At 69.4% G+C, this 20,926-nt stretch carries 17 protein-coding genes and 7 pseudogenes; 5 read left to right on the forward strand and 19 right to left on the reverse strand.

What is annotated here, in order from left to right; genetic code table 11:
- Nucleotides 1-313: 313 nt before the first annotated feature.
- From H1D24_RS37240 to H1D24_RS37270, 8 genes and pseudogenes are all read right to left on the reverse strand, one after another.
- Nucleotides 314-1,345 (reverse strand): alpha/beta fold hydrolase, encoded by a 1,032-nt coding sequence (locus H1D24_RS37240; protein ID WP_181662169.1) that lies wholly within the window; start codon nucleotides 1,343-1,345, stop codon nucleotides 314-316.
- 30 nt (nucleotides 1,346-1,375) lie between these two features.
- Complete coding sequence (locus tag H1D24_RS37245) at nucleotides 1,376-2,077, reverse strand: SDR family oxidoreductase (protein WP_181662170.1); 702 nt, start codon at nucleotides 2,075-2,077, stop codon at nucleotides 1,376-1,378.
- A gap of 633 nt (nucleotides 2,078-2,710) precedes the next feature.
- The gene (locus H1D24_RS41900; RefSeq protein ID WP_220137683.1) at nucleotides 2,711-2,884 is read right to left on the reverse strand and encodes a CocE/NonD family hydrolase; all 174 of its coding nucleotides are present in this window, start codon (nucleotides 2,882-2,884) and stop codon (nucleotides 2,711-2,713) included.
- Nucleotides 2,885-3,048: 164 nt separating this feature from the next.
- A pseudogene (locus tag H1D24_RS44500) lies at nucleotides 3,049-3,144 on the reverse strand (hypothetical protein); the annotation flags it as partial.
- Nucleotides 3,145-3,234: 90 nt separating this feature from the next.
- The gene (locus H1D24_RS37255) at nucleotides 3,235-4,887 is read right to left on the reverse strand and encodes a type 2 periplasmic-binding domain-containing protein (protein ID WP_181662172.1); all 1,653 of its coding nucleotides are present in this window, start codon (nucleotides 4,885-4,887) and stop codon (nucleotides 3,235-3,237) included.
- A 59-nt stretch (nucleotides 4,888-4,946) separates the two neighbouring features.
- Nucleotides 4,947-5,936, reverse strand: coding sequence for a carbohydrate ABC transporter permease (locus H1D24_RS37260; protein WP_181662173.1), 990 nt, complete (start codon nucleotides 5,934-5,936; stop codon nucleotides 4,947-4,949).
- Nucleotides 5,933-6,934: an ABC transporter permease gene (locus H1D24_RS37265; RefSeq protein WP_181662174.1), complete on the reverse strand. Its 1,002-nt coding sequence runs from the start codon at nucleotides 6,932-6,934 to the stop codon at nucleotides 5,933-5,935. Before H1D24_RS37265 ends, H1D24_RS37260 begins: the two co-directional genes overlap by 4 nt.
- A 143-nt stretch (nucleotides 6,935-7,077) precedes the next feature.
- A pseudogene (locus tag H1D24_RS37270) lies at nucleotides 7,078-7,284 on the reverse strand (fuconate dehydratase); the annotation flags it as partial.
- Between the two features lie 407 nt (nucleotides 7,285-7,691).
- Here H1D24_RS37270 and H1D24_RS44275 point away from each other — a divergent pair.
- Both H1D24_RS44275 and H1D24_RS44280 read left to right on the forward strand, forming a co-directional pair.
- Nucleotides 7,692-8,195, forward strand: a pseudogene (locus tag H1D24_RS44275) (hypothetical protein); the annotation flags it as partial.
- A gap of 58 nt (nucleotides 8,196-8,253) precedes the next feature.
- A pseudogene (locus H1D24_RS44280) lies at nucleotides 8,254-8,715 on the forward strand (DUF5110 domain-containing protein); the annotation flags it as partial.
- A 221-nt stretch (nucleotides 8,716-8,936) separates the two neighbouring features.
- Here the strand turns inward: H1D24_RS44280 and H1D24_RS43185 are convergent.
- The 6 genes and pseudogenes from H1D24_RS43185 to H1D24_RS43190 form a co-directional block, all read right to left on the reverse strand.
- Entirely contained in the window at nucleotides 8,937-11,072 is a 2,136-nt protein-coding gene (locus H1D24_RS43185; protein WP_309484587.1) for a glycoside hydrolase family 36 protein, read from the reverse strand.
- Nucleotides 11,073-11,214: 142 nt separating this feature from the next.
- A pseudogene (locus H1D24_RS44285) lies at nucleotides 11,215-11,541 on the reverse strand (ThuA domain-containing protein); the annotation flags it as partial.
- Nucleotides 11,542-11,568: 27 nt separating this feature from the next.
- Nucleotides 11,569-11,793: a hypothetical protein gene (locus tag H1D24_RS41915; RefSeq protein WP_220137672.1), complete on the reverse strand. Its 225-nt coding sequence runs from the start codon at nucleotides 11,791-11,793 to the stop codon at nucleotides 11,569-11,571.
- Entirely contained in the window at nucleotides 11,790-13,964 is a 2,175-nt protein-coding gene (locus H1D24_RS37285; RefSeq protein ID WP_181662176.1) for a beta-galactosidase, read from the reverse strand. The genes H1D24_RS41915 and H1D24_RS37285 overlap by 4 nt, the downstream gene beginning before the upstream one ends.
- A 121-nt stretch (nucleotides 13,965-14,085) precedes the next feature.
- The gene (locus tag H1D24_RS37290; RefSeq protein ID WP_181662177.1) at nucleotides 14,086-14,832 is read right to left on the reverse strand and encodes a FadR/GntR family transcriptional regulator; all 747 of its coding nucleotides are present in this window, start codon (nucleotides 14,830-14,832) and stop codon (nucleotides 14,086-14,088) included.
- 222 nt (nucleotides 14,833-15,054) lie between these two features.
- Nucleotides 15,055-15,168 (reverse strand): annotated as a pseudogene (locus tag H1D24_RS43190) (AraC family transcriptional regulator); the annotation flags it as partial.
- A 91-nt stretch (nucleotides 15,169-15,259) separates the two neighbouring features.
- Here H1D24_RS43190 and H1D24_RS37295 point away from each other — a divergent pair.
- From H1D24_RS37295 to H1D24_RS37305, 3 genes are all read left to right on the forward strand, one after another.
- Nucleotides 15,260-16,201, forward strand: coding sequence for a phosphotransferase family protein (locus tag H1D24_RS37295; protein WP_220137674.1), 942 nt, complete (start codon nucleotides 15,260-15,262; stop codon nucleotides 16,199-16,201).
- A gap of 268 nt (nucleotides 16,202-16,469) precedes the next feature.
- A complete protein-coding gene (locus H1D24_RS37300; RefSeq protein WP_181662178.1) occupies nucleotides 16,470-17,285 on the forward strand; it encodes an oxidoreductase in 816 nt (271 codons plus the stop codon).
- A gap of 187 nt (nucleotides 17,286-17,472) precedes the next feature.
- The gene (locus tag H1D24_RS37305; RefSeq protein WP_181662179.1) at nucleotides 17,473-18,063 is read left to right on the forward strand and encodes a TetR/AcrR family transcriptional regulator; all 591 of its coding nucleotides are present in this window, start codon (nucleotides 17,473-17,475) and stop codon (nucleotides 18,061-18,063) included.
- A gap of 59 nt (nucleotides 18,064-18,122) precedes the next feature.
- Here H1D24_RS37305 and H1D24_RS37310 read toward each other — a convergent pair whose 3' ends face one another.
- The 5 genes and pseudogenes from H1D24_RS37310 to H1D24_RS37330 form a co-directional block, all read right to left on the reverse strand.
- Nucleotides 18,123-18,848, reverse strand: coding sequence for an SDR family NAD(P)-dependent oxidoreductase (locus H1D24_RS37310; protein WP_181662180.1), 726 nt, complete (start codon nucleotides 18,846-18,848; stop codon nucleotides 18,123-18,125).
- Nucleotides 18,849-19,019: 171 nt separating this feature from the next.
- Nucleotides 19,020-19,229 (reverse strand): annotated as a pseudogene (locus H1D24_RS37315) (carboxymuconolactone decarboxylase family protein); the annotation flags it as partial.
- Nucleotides 19,210-19,428: a helix-turn-helix domain-containing protein gene (locus H1D24_RS37320; protein ID WP_181662211.1), complete on the reverse strand. Its 219-nt coding sequence runs from the start codon at nucleotides 19,426-19,428 to the stop codon at nucleotides 19,210-19,212. The pseudogene H1D24_RS37315 and the gene H1D24_RS37320, both read right to left, overlap by 20 nt.
- Nucleotides 19,429-19,476: 48 nt before the next feature.
- A complete protein-coding gene (locus tag H1D24_RS37325) occupies nucleotides 19,477-20,280 on the reverse strand; it encodes a maleylpyruvate isomerase family mycothiol-dependent enzyme (RefSeq protein ID WP_181662181.1) in 804 nt (267 codons plus the stop codon).
- Nucleotides 20,277-20,891 (reverse strand): TetR/AcrR family transcriptional regulator, encoded by a 615-nt coding sequence (locus H1D24_RS37330; RefSeq protein ID WP_181662182.1) that lies wholly within the window; start codon nucleotides 20,889-20,891, stop codon nucleotides 20,277-20,279. The genes H1D24_RS37325 and H1D24_RS37330 overlap by 4 nt, the downstream gene beginning before the upstream one ends.
- Nucleotides 20,892-20,926 lie beyond the last annotated feature (35 nt).

A 20,926-nucleotide genomic window follows, 5' to 3' on the forward strand; every position in this document is an offset into this window, starting at 1 on the left:
GACGAACGCGCGCACCGGGTGGCCGTGTTCGAGCAGCATGTCGACCATCGTTCGGCTCACACCACCGATTTCGCCGGCGGCACCGGTGATCAGGATGGGGTTGCGCTCTGGCATCAGTGTGTCCTCTGTCTGGTTGGGGTGAGTCAGCTGTTCAGAAGGCCCAGGATGCGGTCGGCGACCGTCTTTGGGCTGTGACGATTCCCGCCGGAGCCGGTCGATGAAGGGGAAGTCGTCGAGCTTGATGGCCGCCTGCGGGTGAGCTGTGGGCTCTGCTCTGTCCGGACGGTGCCGGCCAGGCGGATTCTGCGTAGTGTCATCGGGGCGCCGGGCCGTCGATGCGTGTGAGGAAGTCGAGGAGTGCGGCGTTGACCTCGGCGGGACGCTCCTGCTGTGTCCAGTGCCCGCATCCCGGCAGTACCACCGGGCCGTGCAGTTGCGTGACAGCGCTCAGCGGGTTGGCCGATCCGCCCTGGCCGCGGAGGATTTCGCTCAGCGAGGGGCCCCCGTCCGGGCCGCGCAGTGAGGTGACCATGTCGCGGTCTCCCACCACGTACAGCGCGGGGACGTCGATCCCGCGTCCCCGGAAGGGCGCGAGCAGTTCGTTGTTGCGTTCGATGTTCCGGTACCAGTTGAAGGCTCCGGTGAACGCCTGCTCGCCGTGCAGGGCGAAGTCCTCGGCGTAGGCCTGAATGTCCTCCTCCGTCAGCCAGGCCGGGAGATCGGGCGCCTGAGGCATGGTGTCCAGCAGGCCCAGACCGTCGGGTATGACCAGCGGGCGGGGCTCCCTGCCGAGCGGGTTGTCGCCCGAGGCACCGACCAGGAGGCGGCGCAAGGAGTCCGGGATGTCCTTGGCGAATTCCGCGTCGGCGACTCCCGGCTGCTGGAAGTAGACCTGGTAGAAGCCCTCGCCGTACTGGGTGCGGGTGATCGAGGGCGGGACCATCCCGCCGGGCAGAATGGGCGGAATACTGAGCCCGGCCACCGCGCGGACCTTGTCCGGGCGCAGCATCGCCGCGGTCCAGGCAACGGGTGCACCCCAGTCGTGGCCCACGACGACCGCCTGCTCCTCCCCGAGTTCCTCGATCAGGGCGATCACGTCGCCGACGAGGTGGAGCAGGGTGTAGGAGGTGACGTCCGGCGGCTGCTCGCTGCGGGCGTAGCCGCGCTGGTCGGGGGCGACGACCCGGTATCCGGCCGCCGCCAGCGCCCCGAACTGGTGACGCCAGGAGTACCAGCTCTCCGGCCAGCCGTGCAGCAGCAGGACCAGCGGCCCCTGCCCCTGCTCGGCGATGTGCAGCCGGACCCCGTTCACCTCGACGAAGCGGTGGGTGAGCGAACTTTCCACAAGGAATTCCTTTGAATCTGTGAGTGCGTGTTACTTCTTCAGCTGGGCGTACATGGCTTCCAGGTCGGCGGACAGCTGGGACTTGACCCAGCGGGTGGTGTCGTCGGCCAGCACCTCGTGCGCCCCGGCCTCGATGCCGTCGAGCGCGGCCACGGCGATGTCGCGGGGGTCGGCCTTGGGTGCGTCGATACCCGACGTCATGTCGGTGTCCACGTAGGCCACGTGGAGCCCGGTCACCGCGATGCCGCGCGGCTGCAACTCCAGGCGCAGAGAGTTGGTCTGCGACCACAGGGCGGCTTTGGAGGCGCTGTAGGGCGTGCCGTCGGCCAGCCAGGACAGGGCGGAGTGGACGTTGAGGATGTGGCCCCCGCCGTTGCGGTCGATGATCGGCGTGAAGGCCCGGGTGACCAGCAGCGGCCCGTAGAAGTTGGTCTCCAGATCCCGGCGCACGTCCTCCATCGCGGAGTCGAGGTACGAGGCGCCGACGGAGGCGCCGGCGTTGTTGATCAGGATGGTGACGTCCTGGGCCTGCTCGGCGGCGGCTGCCACCGATGCCGGGTCAGTGACCTCGAGCGCCAGCGGAACGGCACCGGGGTGCGTCACCGAGCGCGGGTCACGGGCCGTGGCGTAGACCTTGCTGGCACCGCGCGCGTAGAGCTCCTCGACCAGCACCTTGCCGATACCCCGGCTGCCTCCGGTGACGAGGACGTTGGCGCCCTTGATTGCTGTCACGACTACCTCCAGAAAAGGAAACCGATCGGTTTCCTCCCACCGTAAACCGATCGGTTTCCTAGTGCAAGTCGGTTGATTCTTGCTTCCGTACCCACAGCGATCACGTGAGCTTGAAACCGAGGTTCACTGCGAGTGACGGATGATTACGACGCGCGGTGTCGAGGTGAAGTCGGCGGATCTCAGGCTTCCGGGGAAGCCGGGCAGCCGTCGGTGCAGGTGGTGCTCGCCCGGCGAGCGGCGGGTGACGTCGCGAGCCGCCGGTGGTGATCGACGCGGATCGTGGCGCAATGTGTCTGGCGGCTGGCGCGGACGATGCGGCCGCGGTCAGGCTGGACCACCCCGACCTGGCCGGCGAGCGCAGACGGGGCGAGGAGGTCGGGCGGAGTTCAGCGGAGGGCTTGAGGAGTGCCGCGTCGTACGGCTCGCCGCCGCCGGAGTACTCGGCCGGCGCCTTGCGGGCCTACCCGGGATCGTCGCTTTAGGGCCGGCCGACTACCGGCGGCGCAAGGACCAGTTGATGTCACCACCACGGGCCGGCAGTTGGTGTGGGTCCACGGGCCATGATCAACGTGTGGACCGGCCAGCCCGGCGCATGGCGGTGAAGTTGTAGAGCGTGCCCTGGCTGAGGATGTCCTACCAGCCGCCGAGCTGGGAGGTGGGCAGGTCGACCTCGTCGTGCCGGGGATCGAGTACGACGGCCGTCATGGGCGTCTGCTTGACGTATGGCAGCCGGCTCGGGAGTACCGGCCACGGCCCCGTACCGCCGGGCCGGTAGACGTCCGCGCGCAGCACCGTGCCGTCACGCATCTCCGTCGGAACCTCGAACTCGATCTGTATCCGGTTCCGGGGGTGGAGCAGGGATCGTTGACTCGGCCCAGCGTCGCCACAACTCCCACGCGCGGGCGCGGAGTGTTGCGGGAGCTGTTCCGGTCTGCGTGGTCAACGAATCCGCAGTTCCGGTCCGCAGTTCCGGCACGCGAACCACGCCTGGGAGACGCGGTTCGCTTTGTCGATGTGGCCGCACTCGGCGCGGTGGTGTACGCCGGATCGACGTACACCACCGGCACCCCCGCGCGGCGGTGTCAGTCGTTCTTCCAGGCCCCGGTGCGTGTGCGGCAGCCGGGCGTATGAGAGGTGGGTGCGGTGCTGCTGGGGGGTCAGTGCGAGGTGTCGTACGCCTCCTGGTACAGCTTGAGGAACTGCTTCAGGCCGAGCTTCTCCAAGTCGGCCTTGTAGGTGTCCCAGTCCGCGTCGAGGGACTTCCTACCGGTGATGAACTGCACGTTGCTCTGCTGGATGAAGGTGCCGATGTTCGTCTGCAGGGTGGCGAGTTCCTGCGCCTTGGCGGGGTCGATCCAGGTCTCCTCGTAGGGGAAGGCGAGGTCCTTGGGGGCGTACGGCTCGTAGAGCTCGGTCGCCTCGTGGAGGAGGCGCTCATAGCCGTCGGGCGATTTGCTGTCCTTGGCGAACGCCTGGGACGTGCGGTAGTCGGCGGTGTGGTTGTACTGGGCCAGCGGCCCCCACTCGTTGTTGGCCGGGGCCTCGACGGCCCGGAACGTGGCCGGCTTCCCGCTGGTGCCTGTCTCGCCCTTCTTCGCTTCGGCCCAGCCGTCGGGACCGAAATAGCTGTCGAGCCGCCCCTTGTCCGAGTGCAGGTAGTCGAGCATCTTGATGGCCTGGATCTGCTCGGTCTGTGTCGCCTTGCTGGTGAGCACGAAGGTGGCGCCGGCGAAAGAGGGGGAGTAGGAGTTCGTGTACTGGGTTCCGTCGGGGCCCTTGAGCGGCGGTATCGCGTCGTACTGCTTGTACCGGACGTTCTTGTCGTCGACCGTCATGTACTGCCCGATGTGCTGGGTGGTGATGCTGCCCAGGCGTACCGCGTCCGCGTTGTCGCCGAGCCGGTTCAGGGCCCCGTTGTTCTGGGTGAAGGCGCCGCTGTCGATCAGCCCCTCCTTGTAGAGGGACCTGATGTACCGCAGCCCTTCCCGCCAGTCGTCCCTGTTCGCCTGGACGGCGGCCTTTCCGTCGCGGAGGACGAGGGTGGGGTTGGTGTTCACCGTGGTGCCCTGGGGTGCGTAGGAGTAGGCGCCCATCAGGTAGTTGATGACCGAGTCGGTCACCGTGCCGCTGAGCGGGACCTCGTCCGCCTTGCCGTTGCCGTTCGGGTCGTCGTTCTTGAAGGCGCGCAGGACCTTGCGGAGCTCCGCGGGCGTCTTGGGCTGTTCGAGGCCGAGCTTCTTCAGCCAGGTGGTGTTGAGCCAGAGCTTGGCGCTGTACGTGCAGTGGTAGCAGTCGTTCCACTGCGGCATTCCGTAGATGTGGCCGTCCGGGGCCGTCGCCATCCGCTTGTAGGCGGGCTCCTTCTCCCATGCCTTCCGGATGTTCGGCCCGTACTGCTTGATGTGCTGGTCGAGGGGCTGGATGATGCCCTGCCCCGACAGCTTGAGCAGCTCGGTCTGCGAGAACTGGTCGACCCACGGGATCAGCAGGTACGCGTCGGGGAGGTCACCGCTGGCGAGGGATATCTGGCGCTTCTCCTTCGCGGCGTTGGCGTCGTAGGTCGTGGTCTGCCAGCGGATCGTGATGTTGAACTTCTCCTTGATCTCCTTGGTGAAGGCGTTCTTCCGGAGGCTTCCCTCGCCACCCTGGGGCGCGAAGACGTCGAGGGTGACCGGGGGGTTTCCGGTGACTTTGGGCAGGGGCTTCGAGGCGTCGCCGCCCGGGGCGGGGGAGCTGCCGGTGCAGGCGGCGAGGAGGGCGAGCAGTGTGCCGGTGACGGTTGCGGTGCCGAGCCGGGATGAGTGGCGCATGACAGGTCCCTTCGAAGGCGTGCGCGTGTGCGTGCGGGTGAGGAGCGGGGCGGATCGGCTCAGCCCTTGATCGCGCCGATCATGATTCCCTTGGTGAAGTAGCGGGCGACGAAGGGGTAGATGAGCAGAACCGGCACGCTCGCGATCACGATCAGCGAGTACTTGAGGAGGTCCGCCATCTGCCGCCGTTCCAGCATCTTCGTCGGGTCCGTCGCGCCTCCGGCGGCTTCGCTGTTGAGGATCAGGATGTTGCGCAGGACCAGCTGGATCGGGTGCAGATCCGCGTCGCGCAGGTAGAGCAGCGCGTCGAAGTAGCCGTTCCACTGGGCGATGGCGTACATCAGCGCGATCACCGCGATCATCGGCTTGGCCAGTGGCACGACGACCTTCCACAGGAAGCGCAGATCGCCGCAGCCGTCCAGCTGGGCGGCCTCGTACAGCTCGTCCGGGATCATCGTGCGCAGATAGGTGGCGGCGATGACGACCTGCCAGACGCCGATGGCCTGCGGCAGGACCATCGCCCAGCGGGTGTCGAGCATGCCCAGGTTCTGCACCACCAGGTAGGTGGGGATCACGCCGCCGGAGAACAGCATCGTGAACACCACCACGCCCATCACCGGGCCGCGCCCGAACAGGCTCCTGCGCGACAGCGGGAAGGCCAGCGCGATGGTGAGGACGACGCTGATGAACGTTCCGACGACCGTGTAGAAGAGCGAGTTGAGGAAGCCCGTGACGATCTGCGGGTTGCCGAGCGCCACTTCGTAACCCCGCAGGGTGAAGTCGACCGGCCAGAACAGGACTTGGCCGGAGGTGACGGCGGTGGGGGCGCTGAACGAGCTGGCGACGATGTTGAGGAGCGGCAGGAGGACGACCGCGAGGAAGGTGAGCAGCAGGAGGTACGTACAGACGAGGAAGATCCGGTCGACCTTGGTCTCCTGCACCCGGCGGGGTGTGCGCCGCAGGAAGGGAAAGCGGCGCGAGGTGTCCGGGTCCGGGAACGTGGTGTGGCGGGCCGGCCCGGTGCCCGTCGTGTCTCTGATCAGGCTCATGACCACACCCCGTTCCCGGTGACGCGCTTGGCGATGAAGTTCACGAAGACGAGCAGGCAGAGGTTGACGACCGAGTTGAGCAGGCCGATCGCGGTCGCCTGGCTGAAGTCCGCGTTGAGCAGGCCCGTCTTGTACACGTAGGTGGCGATGATCTCCGAGGCGGAGAGGTTGAGCGGGTTCTGCATCAGGAACGCCTTCTCGAACCCGATCGCCATGATGTTGCCGACCGCCAGAATGAGGACGATCACCGCGGTGGGCATGATGCTCGGCAGGTCCACGTGCCAGATCTTCTGCAGCCGGGTGGCGCCGTCCACGCGGGCCGCCTCGTACAGGGACTGGTCGACGCCGGCGAGCGCGGCCAGGTAGATCACCGCGGAGTAGCCGGCCGTCTGCCAGATGTCGGACCAGACGTAGATGTGCCGGAAGTAGCCCGGCTCGGCGAGCAGGTCGACGGCCTCGACCCCGAAGAACCCGAAGACATGGCCGGTCAGCCCGACCTTGGGCGACAGGATCATGATGAGCATCGAGACGACGACGACCGTGGAGATGAAGTACGGCGCGTACGTCACCATCTGGACGGTGCGCTTGAACAGGCCCTGCCGGATCTCGTTGAGGGCGAGCGCCAGGATGATCGGGATGGGGAAGGCGGCGATCACGGCGTAGAACGAGAGCAGGAAGGTGTTGTTCACCAGCTCCCAGAACTGCGGGTTGGCCAGGAACGCCTGGAAGTGCTTCCACCCGGCCCACGGGCTGGCCCAGATGCCCTGGACCACGTTGTAGTCCTTGAACGCGATCACGCCGTTGGCCATCGGGATGTACTTGAAGATCAGCAGGTGCGTCAGTGGCACCAGCATCAGCAGGTACAGCGTCCAGTGGCGGCGCAGGCTGCGGCGGGCCCGCCGGCGTGCCGTGGTCTTCGGCAGCCCGTTGCGCTGCTTGCCGGGAGGGGAGACCCGGGTGAACGTTCCTCCCGTTTGCGACGAGTTGACTGCTGTCATGCCACCGGCTCCTGACTGCTCCAGACCCGGCCCTGCGGGTACCGGTGGGCGGCCACCGCGTCCGGCAGGAGCTCGGCGCCGAGGCCAGGGGCGGTCGGCGCCAGGTAGTGGCCGTCACGGACGCGGACGGGATCGGCGAAGGCCAGGGCCTTGACCGCGGCGACCTGGACATCGTTGCCGCGGCCCACGGTGCAGGCCAGCCCATGGCCTGTGCCGCCGGCGGACGTGCGGAGGGTGACGTAGGCGGCCGAGTAGTCGGGTTCCGGGTTCATCGCGTCGGACCCGTCGAGCTCGCGCGACGTGGGGAAGCGGATGTCAAGCGCTTCGACAGTGCTGATCAGTTCGGTCATCGCGTGATATGCCTCGGTTCGCTCAGCAGGAAGGAGTCTCGCGGTCAGGGGAACCGCCCCTCGACACGTGTCAGGGATGTGTCGGCACGGCTACGGCCGACGCACAACATGGGATGGATTTATAGGCCCGCCGGGGAACCGTGTCCATACTTCGCGCACAACTTGGCTGTGCCGAAGTCGCCTTAGCAGGAACTATCCGCCCAGTGTGCGGTAGTTGACGGCAGTGCGGACGTCCCCGCGCGGCGATGCCATGGGATGTCTTGCCGGAGTTTCCTCGTGGTCCACCAGGATCGAGCGGACCGGCCGGCCCTCCGAAGCCCGTCGGAGCACCTCATGCCGAGAATCGACCAGCAGAGGGTGAATCCGCCCCACGCGCTCCCCGCGCGGGCGCTCCTAGCGTGTGCGGCATGGCGGAAACCGAGGAAGCCACGGGCACCGACGACCGCCCTGTGCGGTGGGAGCGAACGGCGGACGGAGTGCGGCTGACCTGCCGCGGACTGTCCCTGCGGGCGGTCTGGGATGGGCCCGGCATCCTGCGGGTCGCAGCCCGCCCCGCGTCTGACGGCGCCCCCGTCCTGGCCGACGGCCCGATGCTCGATCCGCGCCGCGAGCGACGACCCGGACCCTTCACGCTCGACGAGAAGCCCGACGAGCTGGTCATGTCCGACGGGGCGCTGGCCCTTGCCGTCGACCTCGCCACGGGGCGGCTCAGCTACCGCGACGCCGCCGGGAAACCGCTCTTCAGCGAGGTGGAGGCGGACGCGATCCGGATGGAGCTCCGCACACCGGGCACCTCGAACGGCTCCGCGCCCGGTTCCACTTCCGGCTATCGGGCAGGCCTCGGACTGCGGCTCACCGACGGCGAAGCCCTGTACGGCCTCGGCCAGCACGAGGAGGGCCGACTCGACCGGCGGGGCACGACGCAGTACCTGTCCCTTCGCCGCACAGGTGACGTCCGAGAACGGCACGATGTTCCGGCCGCTCGCCTTCGACTTCGGCGACGCCCCGGAAGTGACCACCGTGGACGATCAGTTCATGCTCGGCCCGGCGCTGATGGTCTGCCGGGTGACGCGGCCACAGCGGTTCGGACCCGGTGCGGTCCCGGTGCGCGACGCCCCGCGCAGCCGCGGTGTGCTGCTGCCCTCGGCGACCGACGGCACGGACTGGGTGGACGTCTGGGACGGCGCACGCCACGCGGGCGGCCGCCGTATCGAAGCCCCGACGCCGCTGGAGCGGCTGCCCGCCTACGCCCGCGCCGGATCGGTTCTCCCCCTCGCCCGTCCCGACTCCGGCCCGGAGGATCTGGACATCCTCGTCTTCCCGGCGGCGGACGGCTCCTTCGAGCTGTACGAGGACGAGGGTGACGGGTGGGGCTACGAGCAGGGTACGAGCACGGGCACCGCGCTGCGCTGGGACGAGGAGAGCGGCACGCTGACCGTAGGCTGGCTGGAGACTACCCGGGGCGGCCGGCCCGTCGCGCGCTGCGCGCCCGCCTGGTCGAGCCCGGCCGAGGCTGGACCGACGCGTCGGCGTCGTGGGTCACCGCCGAGCAGCAGGGCCAGGACCTGCGGATTTGCTTGCGACAGGCGCGACCGTGGTCGCGCCTGTCCTGACCTCGGGCGGTGTCCCGCGTCCCCACCCGCCCGGACGGTTCACTCCGGACGTGCGGAGAGGCGCAGCAATACCGCTGAAGGGGCCGAGGGGAGGAACACACGGAGCGCCGCGCTCTTCGGGTCCCACGAGGCTCGCGCCTTGGTAGTCGAGGGGTACAGGACGTCGACACGGACCGGCGCACCCTGAAGGCTCGGCAGAGGGAGTACCGTCGAGTCCTCGGAGCCGTCACCGGGGCGCCGCCATGCCGTGACGTAGGCGGTATCGGGGGTGTGCAGGGCCAGGGCGATCCAGGGGTCGTCCCAGGCGGGGAGGCCCAGCGGCCAGGCGGGGACGGCGGTGGCGAGGTCGCCGCGGATCGCTTTGTGAACGGCCACCGCCTCGTGCGTCAGGGCGAGGGCGTCGGGGGCGAGTTCGGGGAGGCGGCCCGACAGGTGAATGCGGCCGAGCAGCGCGCTGGCCATGGTGAAAGCGACCTCGTCCAGGGAGTCCTCGGGCTGCGGATAGGCCCAGACCGCTCCCTGCTCCGGGGTGACCGCGGTGGGGGCGGCTGCCGCGATGGGGGCGTACAGCTGCAGGTTCTGCTGGTCGCTGGTGGAATGCAGCTGGAGCCGGGAGAGCAGGGCGTGGTCGGTGCGCATGCCGCCGGAGGCGCAGTTCTCCAGGACGAGGCGCGGATGGCGGTCCAGGACGCCGTCCAGCCAGTCGAGTTGAGCGCGGTTGTGACCGAGCAGGCCGTCCGCGGGGGCCTCCCCGGGGTGGCTGCTGGTGCCCGAACCGGGGTCCAGGTTGTAGTCGAGCTTGAGGTAACCAATGCCCAGTTCGCCGACCAGACGGTCCACCACCCGGTCCAGATGGCCGCGGGCGGCGGGGTGGCGCAGGTCGAGGTGGTAGCGGCCGGTCTCCAGGACGCGGGCGCCGTGGCGGCGGAAGAACGCCTCGTCGGGCAGGGCCGCGGCCACCGGGCTGCGCACGCCCACCACTTCGGGCTCCAGCCACAGCCCCGGGACCATGCCGTGCCCCCGTATGCGGTCCAGGACCTCGTGGATGCCGCGCTCACCGGGGAAGCGGGAGGCGGCCGGCTCCCACGCGCCGACGCTGTCCCACCAGCCGCCGTTCTCGTCGTCGTACCAGCCGGCGTCGATGACGAAGTACTCGGCGCCGGCCTCGGCGGCGGCGTCGATGTGCGGCAGCAGCCGGGCCGTCGTCGGGTCGCCCATCAGGCAGTTCATGTAGTCGTTGAAGATCACCGGCAGGTGGTGGTGGTCGGGGTGCGGCCGACGGATCGCCCGCCGGTAGCGGGTGAGTGCGGCGAACGCCTCGTCGACGCCGCCGGTCTCGGCGAGGGCGAGAGCGACGGGGACGGTCGTGAAGCTCGCCCCCGGTTCCAGCCGGTGCGACCAGCCGTGGGCGATGTCGCTGGGACCGGACAGGGCCAGGAACGCGGCATCGGCACGCTCCCCGCACTCCCACAGCCAGCCGCCGCCGTTGTGCTCGATCTGCCACAGCCAGGTCCGTCCGGTGCGGCGGTCGCTCAGTCCGCCCATCGGCAGGTGACCCGCGCTGGACCAGGAGCCCTTCCCGGCCGTGGTGAAGCAGCCCTTGCCGTTGGGGCGGTGGACGCGGGCGTTGAGCGCCGGGACGGCCTGCCGCAACGGGCGCCGCTGCCAGCGGTATTCGGCCAGCCACTCGTTCTCCGCCCGGAGCAGGTCCGCGGTGTCGAGCTGCGCGGCGTCCGTGGTCAGCACGCCCAGCACCAGGGAGGTGACCGACTCCAGGTCGAGCCGTTCCCGTCCCCCGTTGTGCAGTTCTACGTGGCCGCGCAGGACTGGGATGCTGTCGGGCGAGCGGTAGACCACGTCCGCGGTGAGGCCCGTCTCGGGGTCGTGCAGGCGGACGGTCAGCTGGTGCCAGTCCCCGTCCCGCCGGGTGTCATGGCTTCGGTAGCGCAGCCGTGCGCCGACGACGCTGTCGATCAGACGCTGGCTGGACCAGTACCGGCCGTGGCCGCCCACGACCGCTTCGACAAGCGGCAGCGGCGCCCCCGAGCCCTTCGGCAGCGGTGCGGCGTCGGGGCCGCCGACGTGGCGGAGCCGTGGACGGCCGTCCTGGTCTGCATCGATGACGAGGCGCAGGGCATCGTGCCCCCAGTCGAGGAGAACGCGGTTGTCGGTCACGAGCGGGTTTTCCTTCTCTTCCTCGGTGCTCTTGGCCGGGTGTCAATACAGGCGGTGTGCGCAGCGAAGGCCCGGCTCGCGTGTGCTGGTACGGCCGCGGGATCATCGCGTCGACCTCGGGAACCTCCAGGTGGGCGAGGGTGGTGACGAACACCCGGCCCGCGCCCCGGCGCTTCGCCCAGGTGACCGGCATCGGGGTACCGAGGAGTCCCGGACGGCCGGGATCGAGGCCGTACTCGGTGACGGCGAGTACGTCGATCGCCGGGTCCACGTGCAGGTAGTACTGCTCGGTGGTGACGATGAACGGCCCGGTTGCGGCCAGCACCGGGTGATCGGCCTTCCCCAGCGCCGGACGCACCTCGAAGGTCGTGAACTCCCGGGCAGAGTGAACGAATTGACCTCCCGTCATCAGCTGATAGCGGGTCTCGGTGCGGAACGCATCGACGATGCCGCCGTGCCAGCCGGCACAGGCCGGTCCCTGCCAGCACGGCCCGGCTCAGGCCGTCCGCCTGCGGGCCGGTGATCTCGCCATCGTCCAGCGCTGCACCACCAGGTCCGTGGCCGCGAGCAGTTCCGTGTCGAGGTAGCTGTCGAGGGTGTCGGAGACGGTCACCGCGTAGCCGTCCGCCTTGAGCGCGGTGACGTAGCGGTCGGTGGCGGCCACAGGGACGTGCCCGTCCCAGCCCCCGCGGACGACCAGGGCACCCTTGGCGGATGTCACCGGACCTCCCCAGGGGAGGTGGAGGAGGCGGGGGAGGGGAGGGACGCGGGCTCGGCGGCGAGGACGCGGACGTCCCAGCCGCCGAGCCGCACAGGCGTGCCCGCCGGGATGGCGCCGCCGTCCAGGGCATCGGTCAGATCCACGTCCTCGGGTGCCTGGGCGACGGCGGGCTCCCAGCTCCAGTTGTGGACGACGTGGACGCGCCGCCCGTCCTCGGCGGTGCCGGTCGCGACGGTGACGGAGTCCGGCAGGTCCCGCCAGCCGGCGCACGGGGCGGGTGCGAGCCACGCGGCGAGCGCGCGGGCGAGCTCGCGCCCGGGCACGGTCCCGACGCAGGTGACGCGTCCTGCGCCGTGGCGGCGGGTGGTGACGGCGGGCCATCGTCCGAAGTGCGGGTGCTCGTACGTGGCGAGGACGTCGGCGTCGTCCACGGCGAGCCCCTCGACCCACCGGGTCGCCACGGCGCCGACGCCCAGCGTGAGGGGGCTGCCCGGGGCGGAGCGCAGCGGCAGGTCTGCGTGGAGGTTGCTGAACTCGTCGTAGCGCACGCCCGCGGCCTGCACCAGGCGCGCCGGCGTCACCTCGTGGCGTGCCCGCGCCTCGTGGTCGCCGTAGCCGGTGCGCGGCCCGAGCACGAGGTGGCCGCCCGCCTCCGCGTAGGCGGCGAGCCAGTCGAGCATGCCGTCGTCCGCCACGTACAGCCCCGGCGCGATGAGGACGGGGTGTCGCTCGGCCGCCGCCTGGGGGGCGATTCCCGGGCGTTCGCCGCTGGGGTCGTGCAGCTGGCGGGCGTGCAGGATCCGTACCTGTCGTCCCGCCTCGAACGCTCCTCGGTAGAACGGGTCGAAGATCCCCTCGTACGCGCCCGCGTCCGGGCCGCCGTCCGGGGCCGAGAGCGGCGGGTGCTTGCGCATCAGCCACTTGCTGGGCGCGGAGTACACCATGGCGATGTCGGCATCCGGGGTGATTCCGGCGACGAGATCTCCCGCGCGCTCGAACTCGCCGCCCAGTCGGGTGAGTTCGGCGTAGACGCGGCCCGGCCGTCCGCTGTGCGGCAGGACGCCGCCCCAGTACGTCTCGGTGCCGTAGTGCAGGGTGTGCCAGTGCCAGTACTCGATCATGCGGGCGCCGCGTGCGACCAGTGCCCACGCGGCCTGCCGCCACTGGCCGTCGAAGGCGGGCCGGTTGTCGGAGGGGCCACCGATGGCCTGGGCGTTGGTCTCCGTGATCAGGAACGGCTCCTGGCGCGAGGAGTAGATCCGGTCGGCGCTCCGGTGCAGCGCCCACGCCCCGTACGCCATCCACTGCTGCGGCAGCTTCTCGCGCGGCGGCTCGGGCATCGTGAGACTGTCCTGCATGTCGTAGTAGGGGTTGCCCGCGGTGACGTCCAGCGCGTCGGTGAGTTCGTCGTCCTCCAGGCCGGGGGAGCCGTAGGCGAGGCAGGTGGTGACGAACTGCTCCGGCCGCGCGTACTCGCGCACGATGCCCGCCTGCCAGGAGATGAACTCGGTGGTCCGGCGCGCCTGGAACGCCTGCCAGGCCAGGTCGTACTGGGGCTGGGCGTTGCCCTCCGGCTTCCACAGGTCGGCCCATGTGGTCAGCCGGTGCGACCAGTACACCAGCCCCCACTCGCGGTTGAGGGTCTCCACATCGCCGTAGCGCTGCCGCAGGTCGTCCACGAACCGCTGGAAGACGCCGTGATTGTGCGGCAGCCGCGGGCCGGGCTCGTTGTCGACCTGGAAGCCGATGACCGCGGGGTGGGAGGCGTAGCGGGCCACGATCGCGCGGATCACCCGCTCCGCGTGGAAGAGGAACGCGGGGTGGGTGATGTCGACCTCCTGGCGGGCTCCCCACGCGGCGGGGTGGCCGGCGGCGTCCTCGGCGGCGATCTCCGGGTACTGCCGGGCCAGCCACGGCGGCACCGCGTAGGTCGGGGTCCCCAGGACGACGGATATGCCGCGTTCGTGGGCGCCGTCGAGAACCGGCTGCAGCCAGTCCAGCTCGAAGCGCCCGTTCTCCGGCTCCCAGGTGGACCAGACCGACTCGCCGACCCTGATGACGGTGAACTTCGCCTTCGCCATCAGATCGAGGTCGGTCTTCAGTCGCTCGTAGGGCTGGTACTCGTGGTAATAGGCGGCGCCGAACAGGACGCGCGGTGGCAGAGATGTCATGCGGGAGACCTCGCGGAGAAGTGGGCGAGAAGGAGCGGAGGAGTGGGCGTCCCGGCATCCCGGGACATGAAGGAGCGGAGGAGTGGGCGTCCCGGCATCCGGGACATGATGGGGCGGGCGGTCAGGCAGGGTCCGGCCGCGCGAGCAGCCCGGGACCGTCGGTGCTCGGGGTGGCGGCCTCGGCGGTGCGCAGGTGCTGCCTCAGCCACCGCTCGGTGTTGCTGACGTGCAGGAGTGCGGCGGCCTGGCCCAGGGCCGCGTCCCGGTTGGCGAGAGCCGTGAAGATCGCCTCGTGCTCGCTGAGCGTGCGCTGTGCGGCCTGGTCGTCGACGAGGCCCCGCCAGATGCGGGCGCGCAGAGTGCGGCCGGAGACGCCTTCGAGCAGGGTGAGCAGCGACTCGTTGCCGGTGGCCCGGACGACGGCCCGGTGGAAGGCGGCGTCGTGCGCGTTGAGCCGCTCGACGTCGTCCCGCGCCTCACGCATCGCATCCAAGTGATGCCCGATCTCGGCCAGTTGATCCTCGGAGATCCGGGTCGCGGCGAGTGCGGTGGCGGCCGGTTCGAGGAGTCGGCGCACCTCCATCAGGTCCAGCAGCGCGCCGGGGTCGCTCTGCAGCAGCTCCACCGCGCCGCCGAGCCCTTCGAAGAGCAGACTCGGCGCGAGACTTGTCACGTACGTGCCGTCCCCCCGGCGCACCTCCAGGATCCGGGCGACGGACAGCGCCTTGACGGCTTCGCGCGCGAGGTTGCGGGACAGGCCCAACTGCGCCGCCAGTTCCGGCTCCGGCGGCAGCTTCGAGCCCGGCGGCAGGGCACCGGTGCCGATCAGTTCACGGATCTGCACGATGGCCTTGTCGGTCAGCGACACTCCGGCCTGCCTTCCCCTCCGCGGTGCATCTGACCCGCACCCCATTGATGGGATGTATGTATAGGCGCCAAGGGTCGTCACCGTCCAGATCTTTTACCAAGGAAGGGCAACCAGCTCTGAAAATCGCCGAGGGGTGCGTGGGTGCCGTCCCCTTGGGAGTGTCAAAGCGTCCCACCATTCTTGAACGTGCGCCGTGCGCCGCCGTGCGCCGTGCGGCGCAGGTCATCGGCCCCGGATCGCCCTTGGTCCCGCGCCCATTTCCCGGCGGCAGGCCTGGTTGAAGGCCTGGAGGTCCGGGATACCGACGGCGGCGGCGACGGCCGGGACCGGGAGGGTGTGGGGGATTGCCAGGTGTTCTCCTTCGACGCTCTGCGTACCGCCCATATTTCGCTCGCGATGTCCGCCCTGGCGCATCTACGGTTTCGGCGTGTCCGGTGCAACAGCGCTGCCGCCGGCGATGGCCGAGGAGCTCCTGCGTCCCGTCCTTCCCGCTGCGTGCGTCAGGGAGATCGTTCTGCGTACTGGCGGGGAGCTGAGCACGATCTTCGAGATCCGGTTCGCCGGGGTGGCCGAGCCGGTCGTCATCAAGATCTATGACGATCAGTGGCGGTGGAAACAGGACAAGGAGATCTACGTCTACCAGCTGCTTCAGCAGCACGGTGTCGGGCCGGTGCCTGCCGTGTTGCACCATGGGGACGCCGACAACGCGCTTGGGCGCTGCTACACGGTGATGACGATGCTCAGGGGCCAGCCGTTGTCCGCTGTCAGCCACGCCCTGGACAGGGCATCGGTGCGGGAGATCTACCGTCAGATCGGGAGCTGCATGGCCGCAGTCCACCAGATCCCGCAGGGCGCCTACGGATACCTCACCACGCGGATTCTGGATCCCGAGCCGACGAACACCGCCTATATGACACGGCAGTTCCACAAGAAGCTCAGGGAGTACGCCGATCACGGGGGCGATGCGGCGCTCGCGGCGGCCATCGAAGCGAAGGTCGCTCGGCAGGCTGAGCTGCTCGGCGCGTGCCGGCATGCCGTGCTGTGCCACAACGACTTCCACGAGGGCAACGTCCTGGTCGCCGAGGACGGCGGCGGATGGCAGGTCAGCGGCTTCATCGACGTGGAGAATGCGATCGCCGCGGATCCACTGATGGACGTGGCCAAGACCGACTACTACTCCGTCCGCGACGACCAGGACAAGCGCGAAGCGCTCTGCGACGGCTACGGCACGCTGCCCGCCGACTGGAGTGAGCGGGTCGGCCTCTACCGCCTCTACCACGCTCTGGAGCTGTGGGACTGGTTCGCGTCCATCGGCAACACGGCGCCGCTGGAAGGCATCACCGATGACATCCGGCGGATGACGGCATGATCGTGGGTATGGAATACGGGTTCTGAACCACCGGCACCTCGCCGAAGAAAACGACACCTTGCCGACGACCGCCCCACCGGAACACCAAGGACCGGCCGTCTCGGTCAACTGCTCGTCGTCCGCTCGTGGTCTTTCCCGTACCGCACCCCACGTTGCCCGGATCTTTCTCGGATTGCCGGACGTGACCACTTGCCATCGACCGACGACCACCATATGGTCGTACGAGCGTAAGGCATACGAACGTAATTCAAAACCCAGGGAGCTCGTGATGGCGACAACTCGGCCGGTGGCGCTCGTGACAGGTGCCTCATCGGGGATCGGCAAGGAGACGGCCCGCGCCTTCGTCGCGGCGGGTTTCGAGGTGATCGGAACCGGCCGCAAGACCTCCGGACTCACCCCGCCCGCCGGTGTGACGTACCTCGATCTCGACGTGGCCAGTGACGACTCGGCCACCAACGCGGTCGGAGAGGTGATCGACCGGTTCGGACGCATCGACGTCCTGGTCAACAACGCAGGCGTCGGCTCGGCGGGCGCCGTCGAGGAGAACTCCGTCACCCAGGCCCAGAACATCCTGAACATCAACGTCCTCGGTGTCATCCGTATGACGAAGGCCGTCCTACCGCACATGCGCGCCCAGGGTGGCGGACGCGTCATCAACATCTCGTCCGTCCTCGGGGTCGCCCCCCAGCCCTTCATGGCCCTCTACGTCGCGTCGAAGCACGCCATCGAGGGCTACTCCGAGTCGCTGGACCACGAGGTCCGCGAGCACGGCGTCCGGGTTCTCCTCGTCCAGCCCGCCTATACCAAGACCAGCTTCGACACCAACGCCGCGCAGCCCGACGCCCCGCTGCCTCTGTACGCGGAGCGACGGCGCGTCTTCGACGAGGTGATGGCGGATGCGATGAAGGACGGCGACGACCCCGCCGTCGTCGCCAAAGTGATCGTCAGTGCGGCCACCGACAAGAAGCCGAAGCTGCGCTACACCGCCGGCCCGCTGGCCTCACGCGTCACCACGGCGCGCCGCCTCGTCCCCGCCGGAGCGTTCGACAAGCAGATCCGCAAGAACAACCGCATGCCCACCTGACATCCCGGTCCGGCATCGAAGGGCGTCGATTCCGCCCGAATTCCCCGTGGTTGACCGATGCCGCTCTCGCGCCGGTGCCGACCGAAGCCCTGCCGATCGGTGCCAACGGGCTCAGGTTCCACAACGGCACACTGACTTGGCCAGGGCGGTATCCGGAGTGGGGGCCCCGGCTGCGATGGAGGAACGCATGGTGCGGTACGCGAAAGAACACAAGCAGGAGACAAGGCAGCGGATCATTGCGACGGCCGGTCGCCGGCTCAAACGGGACGGCATCGACGGCTCCGGAGTCGCGACGCTCATGAAGGACGCGGGCCTGACCAACGGCGCCTTCTACACTCACTTCGCATCCAAGGACATCCTCGTCGCCATCGCGATCGCCGACCAACTGCACACACTGAACGCGAACATCGTCGCGCAGGCGGAGCCCGGCCCGGCCGGCCTCGAACAGATCGTGCGCTGGTACCTCTCGGCCCACCACCGGGACAACCCCGGCGACGGCTGCCCCAACGCCGCCCTGCTCGACGAGATCGGGCGCTGCGCGGACGCAACCAGGCAGGCGTACACCGACGGCGTGCTGGTCCTCATCGACGGCTTCGCCGCCCGCCTGGCACCCCACGATCCGCCGTCGGCGCGTCTGAAGTCACTCATCCTCCTCGGCATGTTGGCCGGGACGCTGCAACTCTCCCGTGCCCTGACCGACCGGCAGCTCGCCGACGAACTCCTCGAACAGGGCATCCGCAACGCCCTCGCCCTGCTGGATGCCGAGCAGCACAACTGAGACGGATCGACCTGTCCACCAGCACCGCGTCGACCCTCAGATGCAACTGTCCTCACCGCTCAGAGCGCGGTGCCCGTCTCCTCCGCCAACGCCTGCAGGAGGCGGTCCTGGAACGCCTCGTCGCGGACGGCGCGGTGCGGCTGCAGCCGCTGGCCGTGGTACCAGTACCCGCCGGTCGTCAGGGCCTCGGGTTCGTCGCTGGAGGCTAGCCACTCCTGCGTCCGATGGCCGAGCTCCAGATCGTCCGGTGCGCTCGGCCCGCCCATCTTCGTCGGCACCCAGCCCGGGTCCACGGCGTTGCTCAGCACTCCGGGGCGCAGACGAGCCACCGCAGCGGCGAGCGTCGTGACGAACAGCTTGCTGTCGGAGTACGAGCCCGGGCTCTCGCCCCGCCAGTCCACGCCGTTGAGCGAGGGACGCCCACCGAAGTGCGAGCTGCTGCTCAGGTACACCAGCCGGCGCGGGGCGCGGAGCAGGGCCGTGAGCAGGTACGGTGCGACGATGTTGACCGGCATGACCGCCGGTCCGCTCCACACGCCGGCGTTGTGGATGACCGCGTCGAGCGGCCCCGCGTCGTTCAGCTCGGCGGCGATGCGCTGTACGGCGGCACGCTCCGTGAAGTCGCCCACCACGATGTGTGCCCCGCGGTCGATCAGCGCGTCGAGGCCCGCCGCGCGCTCCCGGTTCCGAGCGTGCACCACCACGTCGTGTCCCGCGGACAACAGCGAATCCGCCGAGGCACGTCCAAGGCCGTCGGCGGAACCGGTCACCAGGATCCGACTCACGATCGCACCGCCCCTCGCACCCGCGAGGCCCGGCCGGGCTCCACCCCTGGGAGCCCGAGAGCCTCAACTGCAACGTGCATGCCTGCTCCTCGCATGGGAGCGCCTCCTTCCGTTCCAAGCCGCTGTACGGGCTCGCCGCTGGGAACGAGCCTGGTGGCTCCTTCCCAGCGTTCAGGCTGAGATGACCTGCTTCGCGGTCGTGATCGCCGTCATGGCCTTGGGCCACCCGGCGTAGAAGGCGAGGTGGGTGATCGCCTCGATGAGTTCGGTCTCGGTGATGCCGTTCTCCTTCGCTCGTCCGAGGTGGAGGCGGAGCTGGTCCGCGTCACCACCGGCGACGATGACTGCGACGGTGATCAGGCTACGGTCGCGGGCGGCCAGCTACGCAGCGACATCCACGGGTCCTCGTCGGCCAGGCGCTCGGCGAGCCGCGCGGCGATCGATTCCCCTGCTCGGACAGGCCGTTGAGCGCGAGGTCTTCCTTGTTGCGGAAGTAGTTGAACAGGGTCCGTTTGGAGACCCCCGCTGCGGCGGCGACCTCCGCGAGTGTCGTGTCGTCATACCCCTTGGCGGCGAACAGATCGAGGGCGGTTCGGGCGAGTAGGGAGGCGGGCTTCCCGTGCCCCGATCAGATGACGTTGACGGCGTCGAGGAAGCGGGAGGCGAGCTCGGTGTCGCCGGTGACCGTCACGTCGCTGTCGCGCCAGGACGACCGCTGCGTGCCCCAGTCGGGGAAGGTCAGCGCGGGGGCGGTGACGTGCGCGGCGACCGCGCCGTTGGATGGAGCCAGGCCGCCTGCCTCGTCGATCCACCAGGTCCCGCCGCCGGGGCCGGTGAGAGTGAGTGCGACGCGGGCGTCGAGCCCGGCGACTGGCGTCTGCGCGACCTGATTGCTCAGTACGGCGATCATCCACGTCAGGACCGCGCGCATCCTGTCTGCATCGGTGGGCGGCACGGGCCGGCCGAGCGCTGGGGCCATGTCGTGGCGCAGGTGCGTGTGATGGTCGAAGACGAGTGCGCCGCCGATCATCAGACCCATGGTGTGGCGACCGAGTTCGGCCAGCGGTACCCGCACTCGGGCGGCGGGCGTGCGTCTGACGACGTCGAGGAGTGTGGTGGCTCGCCGGCCGGTGCGCTGGTACTCGGCCATCACCTTGGCACGGCTCCAGTCCCGCCGCCGGTCGACGGGGTCTTCGTTCACCTGCTCGAGGCTGGCGGCGAAGATCGTGCGCAGCCCGGCGGGTGTGTAGAAGCTCCGCGCCGTCGCACCGATGTGGGCGACGACGTCGGCGATACGCCATCCAGCTGCGGCGCTGGGTGCGGTCCATTCGTCGTCGGTGAGGCTGCTGGTGAAGTTCAGCATCTCGGCGCGTTCGGCGCGGAGGGCGGCGGCCATGTTCGGCAGGTCCGCCGTGGGCAGGCGATTGGTCATGTCATCTTCTTCTCTGGGTATGAGGCGGGACGGCGGATCGCCTGGACGGCAGCGTCGTACAGGTCGAACTGGTCGACCTGTCCGCCCAGGCGCATCCACTCTTCTGTTGCTGCCTGAAGACAGGTGATCGCCGCGGCTGCGATCGCGCGCGCCTGCAGGGCGCGGCGGTCGGAGTCGGGCAGTCGCGGCTCGATCAGCGGTGCGAACAGGTCTTGCCAGCGAGCCTGCTTCTCGGCGTGGCCGGCGCGCAGGGATTCATTGCCGAACAGCAGCGTGATCATCTCGAGCCGGCGCTCGGCCGTGAGGTCAATCTCCTCGAGCACCTGGAACGCCGCACGCAGCGACGTCCACGGGTCCTCGTCGGCCGGGCGCTCGGCGAGCCGCGCGGCGATCAATTCCCCCTGCTCGGACAGGCCGTTGAGCGCGAGGTCTTCCTTGTTGCGGAAGTAGTTGAACAGGGTCCGTTTGGAGACCCCCGCTGCGGCGGCGATCTCCTCGAGTGTCGTGTCGTCGTACCCCTTGGCGGCGAACAGTTCGAGGGCCGTCCGGGCGAGTAGCGCGCGAACCACCGAGCGGGTCTGCTCCCGAAGAGGTGCCGGTTTCTGAGTCATGCACTTATGGTACATCCCTTCGCCAGATGCAATAT

The sequence above is a fragment of the Streptomyces himalayensis subsp. himalayensis genome (assembly GCF_013778455.1).
Lineage (GTDB): Bacteria > Actinomycetota > Actinomycetes > Streptomycetales > Streptomycetaceae > Streptomyces > Streptomyces himalayensis.